Annotated in this window: 6 protein-coding genes; 1 reads left to right on the top strand and 5 read right to left on the bottom strand. The window is 66.3% G+C overall.

What is annotated here, in order from left to right; translation table 11 throughout:
• From MKL11_RS21840 to upp, 3 genes are all read right to left on the bottom strand, one after another.
• Positions 1–628, bottom strand: a 628-nt coding sequence (locus MKL11_RS21840; RefSeq protein WP_243947261.1) for an alcohol dehydrogenase catalytic domain-containing protein, incomplete at its 3' end; no start/stop codon positions are given.
• 107 nt (positions 629–735) lie between these two features.
• Entirely contained in the window at positions 736–1,974 is a 1,239-nt protein-coding gene (locus MKL11_RS21835; protein ID WP_243947260.1) for an ABC transporter substrate-binding protein, read from the bottom strand.
• A 159-nt stretch (positions 1,975–2,133) separates the two neighbouring features.
• Positions 2,134–2,769, bottom strand: coding sequence for a uracil phosphoribosyltransferase (gene upp / locus MKL11_RS21830; RefSeq protein WP_243947258.1), 636 nt, complete (start codon positions 2,767–2,769; stop codon positions 2,134–2,136).
• 672 nt (positions 2,770–3,441) lie between these two features.
• Between upp and MKL11_RS21825 the strand changes: the two genes are divergently transcribed.
• Entirely contained in the window at positions 3,442–5,127 is a 1,686-nt protein-coding gene (locus tag MKL11_RS21825) for a methyl-accepting chemotaxis protein (protein ID WP_243947256.1), read from the top strand.
• Between the two features lie 55 nt (positions 5,128–5,182).
• On the opposite strand, the gene MKL11_RS21820 is transcribed toward MKL11_RS21825, so the two are convergent.
• Both MKL11_RS21820 and MKL11_RS21815 read right to left on the bottom strand, forming a co-directional pair.
• Positions 5,183–5,644 carry a DUF2852 domain-containing protein gene (locus MKL11_RS21820; RefSeq protein ID WP_243947254.1) on the bottom strand — a complete coding sequence of 154 codons (462 nt, stop codon included), beginning with the start codon at positions 5,642–5,644 and terminating at the stop codon, positions 5,183–5,185.
• A gap of 57 nt (positions 5,645–5,701) precedes the next feature.
• Positions 5,702–6,349, bottom strand: a complete 648-nt coding sequence (locus MKL11_RS21815) for a TetR/AcrR family transcriptional regulator (protein ID WP_092039439.1) — start codon at positions 6,347–6,349, stop codon at positions 5,702–5,704.
• Positions 6,350–6,451 lie beyond the last annotated feature (102 nt).

Below are 6,451 nucleotides of genomic sequence, written 5' to 3'. Positions count from 1 at the left end.
TGATCTCCTCGGCGAAGTCGGCCTGCTTGTAGTCGATCGCCGCATCGGCCCCGAGCTCCTCGCAGAACTTGCACTTCTCGGCCGAGCCCGCAGTGGCGAAGACCTTGGCGCCGACATGCTTGGCGATCTGGATCGCGGTGGCGCCGATGCCGCTCGACCCGCCATGCACCAGGAAGCTTTCGCCCTCGGCGAGACGGCCGCGCTGCACGACGTTGGAATAGACCGTGAAGAACGTCTCCGGCAGCCCGGCCGCATCGACCAGCGACAGCGCCTTTGGGCGCGGCAGGCAATGCGACGCCTCGGCGACCGCGAATTCGGCGTAGCCGCCGCTGATCACCAGCGCGCAGACTTCGTCGCCGACCGCGAGACCCTCGACCCCCTCCCCCAGCGCCGCGATACGGCCCGCAACTTCGAGGCCCGGGATCTCGGTAGCCCCGGGCGGCGGCGGGTACAGGCCGGCGCGTTGCATCACGTCAGGCCGGTTCACGCCCGCTGCGACCACCTCGATCAGCACCTGTCCCGGTCCTGGGATGGGCAGCGGCGCAGTCTCGATGGCGATCACCTCCGGTCCGCCCGGTCCAGTGAAATGGATCCGGCGCATGGTCTCGGGCAGGGTGGGGCTGGCCATCGAAGGATCCTCAACGCGTGCGTGGTCCGGGCCGCACCCTGAGGCGCGACCCGGCTCTACTTGCGGCAACGGAAGCGCTTGGCAAGCGCGGCCCGGGCGAGGATGGCCTATCGCGCCGCGGCCTTCACAGCTGGGGGCAGCACGATCTTGCCCTGGGCGAGGCTGGTCGGCCAGATCGCCACCTGCTTGCCGTCCTGCCACTGCGCCATCAGCCCGGTGACGAAGCCCGGCCCATACTTGATCGAGTGCGTGAAGTCGTCGTCCCGGCCGTAGAACTGGGTACGGCCGACCGTGCCGACCCAGTCGGTCTTCTCCAGGGCGTCCACCAGCTTATCGGCCTCGGTGGAACCGGCGCGCTTCACCGCGTCGGCGGTGTAGTAGACCTGATCGTAGGCCATGTAGCCGGCATAGGACGGATCGCTGCCGAAGCGTTTCTTGAAGGCCTCGCTGAAGGCCAGTGACTTGTCGGTGATTGCGGCCCCCGGCACCGCGATGCTCTGGAAGATCACGCCCTGGGTCGCGCCGTTGGTGTTGGCCCAGAAGGTCGAGGAGGTCGCCTGTGAGTTCATTCCGGTCATGGCGAGCGGCACCTGCTGGTTTTGCCACTGCACGGTGGGCTGCACGCCGACATGCGAGATGCCGGTTACGATCAGGTCGGGCTTCCCCGCCTCGATCTTGTTGTAGATCGGGGTGAAATCGCCCGTATCCGGCGAGAACCGGATGTGGTCGACGACCTTGACGCCGATCTCGGGCAGGCATTTTTCATAAGACGCATCGAGCGGGCGAGTCCAAGCGGCGTCCTCGCTCATGATCGCCGCCGTCTTCACCTTCATCAGGTCGAGCAGCAGGTCCTTGGTCGAATCGCAGATCGACTGGGCAAGCGCCGCGGAGGTGAGATAGCCGTGGAACGTGTACTTGTTGCGGGCGTACTCCTTATGAACAGCCAAGCTGATCTCGTTGGAGGCGGCGCCCGGCGTGATCATCGGGGTCTTGAGCCTGGCCGACCAGGGCATCAGCGCCAGCACCACCTCGGAGATGTAGCTGGCGATGACGAGGTTGACCTTGTCCTCGCTGACTGCCCGCTGGAACGCCCGAACGGAGTCGGAGGCCGAGCTCTTGTCGTCGTAGGCCACGACCTGGATCTGGCGCCCGTCGACGCCGCCCTTGGCGTTGATCTCGTCGGCGGCGAGCTGGACCGCCTGCGGGATCGAGGCACCCACCACCGATTGAGCTTCGGCGATCACCCCGATCTTGATCGGATCGGCGGCCCGCGCCTCGCCCGCGGCCAATACGCCGGCCGCCAGCAAGGCGAGAGCCCGGCTCGTCACGCTGCGATCCATCGCCATGGTGCTTCCTCCTCCGGGCCGTGCAGCTTTTGGCGCCACATCGAAGCCGGACGATTTTTGTAGCATTCGGCCTGATGAATACAATGTGCATCCGGACGGAACGTGAAACAACGGCCGGATAATCGACAGGACCTGCGCCTTCTCGCGCCGGCTGCCCGATCACCTCGTGCCGTACATCCGATCCCCGGCATCGCCGAGACCCGGGACGATGTAGCCGTGGTCATTCAGGTGGCTGTCGATGGCCGCCGTCCAGATCGGCACGTCCGGATGCGCGGCCTGGAACTTGGCGAGGCCCTCCGGGGCGGCCAGCAGGCAGACGAAGCGCAGGTCCGACGCACCCCGGGCCTTCAGCCGGTCCAGGGCCGCGATGGCGGAATTTGCGGTGGCGAGCATCGGGTCGAGCACCAATACGGTCCGGTCGGCGAGATCCGAGGGGGCCTTGAAATAGTATTCGACTGCTTCGAGCGTCTCAGGGTCGCGATAGAGTCCGACATGGGCGACCCGCGCCGACGGGACCAGCGACAGCATGCCATCGAGGAAGCCGACTCCGGCGCGCAGGATCGGGGCGAAGACCAGTTTCTTGCCCTGGATCTGCCGCCCCTCCATCGGCTGGATCGGCGTCTCGATGGTCACCGGCTCCAGCGGCAGGTCGCGCGTCACCTCGTAGGCGAGCAGCATGCCGATCTCGTTCAGGAGCTGGCGAAAACCCTTGGTCGACCGGTTCTTGTCCCGCAGATAGGTGAGCTTGTGCTGCACCAGGGGGTGATCGACCACCGTGACCCGACCCGTCGGCATCGCACGTCCCTCCATCCTGAGGGGCAGGAATGCCGGAGCGGGGGCCGGGGCGCAACGTGACTCCGCGTAAACCGGCGTGTTCGGAACCGTCTAACCCCCCGGCGCAGGGCTGACGCCGCCGACGGTTGCGAGCAGTCATGGAAACGCTGTCAGCGCAAGGCTCGGACGGCACGGCGGCATGCCCTGGCGGCAGAATCCCGTCGTCATCCTGGACCAGGCAATCCTCGATGGCGCCGACCGTCGAAAAACGGCGAAGACGCCTCCTGACGCATCGTTCCGAACGGTGGCCGCCGGCTTTCGGAACGATGCGAATCACAAAGCTAACGTATCGCGTTGGGTTCGATATCTCGAACGATGCGCTAAGTCTCGGGTCGGCCGATACAGCAGCGAAATCAGAAAACGTAAAAAAACCGTCTGGTCGATCGACAAACGCTCCATGTATTTTGAACGATCGGGAACTTAGAAATTTTCTGAACTGGCGGTCAGGTCAATATAAATATAGATCGATTTTTATACTTACTCGATATAGAAACTAATATGCGTGATCGTTCATTTCCACGCAACTTTTTTGATGAACCGCCACAAAAATCTTACGGACTCAATGTTTAAGCTCTTTCCAGATCGACCTTCAGGCTGTTAGTGAGCGCATCTACCGCGAACCCGGGCCAAGCCATGCGCCTCACTGTTTCTCTCAAGACGACGCTCGCGGTGATCTTCGGATTGTTCGCTCTGCTCGCAGCAGGCCAGGGAGGCTTGTCAATCATCGAATTGGCCGACATCCGGCATTCGATGACTGAGGTCGCAAACAACTGGCTGCCCTCAATGACTCGGATCAACGAAGTCGAGATCGCGGCCTCGGAAGTGCGCATCAAGCAATTCCGTTTGATGACGCTCGACGGCGACCATCGCACGGCGGGCGAGACTCAGCTCGCTGCGACGCTGGCACAGTTCGCCGAGCGGCGCCGGGCCTACGAGGGTCTGATTTCCGGCCCCGAAGAACAGGCCCTGTACGACGCCTTCGCGGCCCAATGGACCCGTTACGGGCGGGTGGACGACGCGATGCGCCAACTGATCAGTTCCGGCCGGCAGGCGGACGCGTTCGCGATGCTGACCGGCGCCGATACGGTCAAGATCTACGACGACGCGCGTGCCGCACTCTCCCGCCTAGTCGTCTTCAACGAGCAGAAAGCGAAGCATGAAGTCGCCGTGGCGGTGGACCGGGCCAACACCGCGTCCGCGGCCGCCTGGGGCAACGGCATCCTCTCTATGCTCGCAGCGCTGGCGGCGGCGGCCTTCTCTCTGTACCGCATCTCGCGTCCGATCCAGCGGATGACGCAGGTCATGTCGCGGCTCGCCGGAGGCGACACCGGCGTGACGGTGCCGGCGCGGGATCGGCGCGACGAGATCGGCGCTATGGCGGCTGCCGTCGAGGTGTTCAAGGACAACATGATCCGCACTCGTGCACTGGAGGCCGAGACCGCGCAGGCGCGGGCAGCCAGCGAGGAGCAGCGCAAGGCCGGCATGCGCCAGATGGCCGACAGCTTCGAGCAGGCGGTCGGCAGCATCATCGGCATGGTGTCGTCCTCGGCCACCGAACTGCAGGCCACGGCGGGCGCGATGTCGGCCATGGCCGGAGAGACGTCCACCCAGTCCGGTGCGGTGGCCGCCGCCGCGGAAGAGGCCGCCAGCAACGTCAACACGGTCGCCGCCGCCGCCGAGGAATTGGGATCTTCGGTCCAGGAGATCGGCCGGCAGATGGACAGCTCGGCCAAGCTCGCGCAGGGCGCGGTCGATGAGGCCGGCCAGACCGGCGCACTTGTGCATGAGTTGAGCAGCGCCGTCGCCCGGATCGGCGACGTGGTCGGATTGATCTCTTCGATCGCCGGCCAGACCAATTTGTTGGCCTTGAACGCGACCATCGAAGCCGCGCGGGCCGGCGACGCTGGGCGAGGTTTTGCCGTGGTGGCTTCCGAAGTGAAGGCTCTGGCGGAACAGACCGCCAAGGCGACCGAAGAAATCGCCGGCCAGATCGCCCGGGTCCAGGCGTCGACTGGGCAGGCGGTGACCGCAATCGGCTCGATCACCGCGCGGATCCAGGAGATCAGCACCGTCGCGACCTCGATCGCCGCGGCGGTGGAAGAGCAGGGTGCGGCGACGCAGGAGATTGTCCGGAACGTCGGTCAAGCGGCCCGGGGCACCGGCGAGGTCACCAGCAACATCTCGGGCGTCGCCGATGCCGCCGAGGAAACCGGGAAATCGGCGGTTCAGGTGCTGAACGCCGCTTCGGAACTGTCGCGCCAGTCCGAGCACCTCACCGCGGAAGTGTCCCACTTCCTCGACACGGTGCGGGCTGCATGATGCATCTCGCGAATGGGGCTCGGCTTGCCGGCCGGGCCCCGTCTGCGGTTCGAACTCAGGCGGTGTAGGATCCGCCCTCGCCGCGGCGCTTGGCCATGAAGGCGTCGAACTGCTCGCGGTCCTTGGCCCGCTTCAGCTCCTCGACGAAATCCGTGAAGGCGCGGCTTTCATCTTCGAGGGCCTTGCGCTGTGCCTCGAGCCGGTCCAGTTCGGCGCGGCGATAGGCGTCGAACGCGGCGTTGCCGGTGCCGCCGCTATGGGCTGCCTCGAAGGCACGGGCGAAGCGCGAGGCCGGGCGCCCGCTGGCCTCGAAGCCGGCGACGCCGCGACGCGCCGCATTGCGCAGCTCAGAGAAAGCCGGATAGCCGGCGATCTTCCAGGCGACCAGCGCCAGGCCGACCGGCCACCAGTAAATGAAGCCGACGACGATCGCGCCGATTTCCAGGGAGCGACGGGGAAACGGGCCGGAACGGCAGAGCCTGCCGGTCGCCCAGGGAGAGGAGGTTTGCGTGGTCACGGCTTGGCTCCGCTGTTCATGTGAACGGGGTTAACATGCGGGTGGCCTGGCAGCCTTTCAAGACCGGGGGCGCTCGCCCGGCTGCGCGACGCCGTGAACCAGGGCGAGGACGCCGGCGCGCAGCAACTCGTACTTGTCCGGGAAGCCGGGTCCCCGCGGCAGGTGCCCGGCGGCCGAGAGGGTCGCGATGCCGTGGGCCAGCGCCCAGACTTCGAGGGCGATGAACCGGGGTGCGACGCCGCCGAACCCGTCCGCGAAGGTCGCCTGCAGCGCCTCGACCAGAAGGTCGAACGGCGACGGCCGGCCGGGCGGTGCCTCGGCGCCGGTGGGCTCGGCGGGAAGGCCACGGGTCTCGAAGATCGCCGCGTAATAGGCCGGCTCCTCCTCGGCAAAGGCTAGGTAGGCTTCGCCCATGCGGGTAAAGCGTTCGAGCGGCGTGCCCCGGGAGGTCAACGCCCGGGCGAGCCGGGCCGCGAGCTCCGCGAAGCCGCGCCCGGCCAGTTCTTCCAGCAGGGCCTCGCGGCCACGGAAGTGCCGATAAAGGGCCGCCGGCGTCACCCCGACCAGACGGGCGGCATCGACCAAGGCGAAGCCGCCGATGCCACGCTCGGCGATGAACCGGCGGGCGGCCTCGATGAGGGCCTCCTTGAGGTTCCCGTGGTGATAGCTCCGCCGGTCGCCCGGTCCGTCTCGCCAGGGTCGCAAGTTTTCAGGTCCTCTCCGTGTTCGGGCATTACGATCGAAGCACGGCGTTTGTTGCGGTCGCGAACGGAGGCCGACTGCTTGACCCGTCGTAAAAGCCGCAAC

It is taken from the genome of Methylobacterium sp. J-077 (assembly GCF_022829365.1).
Classification (GTDB): domain Bacteria; phylum Pseudomonadota; class Alphaproteobacteria; order Rhizobiales; family Beijerinckiaceae; genus Methylobacterium.
The sequence above is the reverse complement of the archived record's forward strand: the minus strand, read 5'-3'. Positions and strand labels throughout refer to the sequence as shown.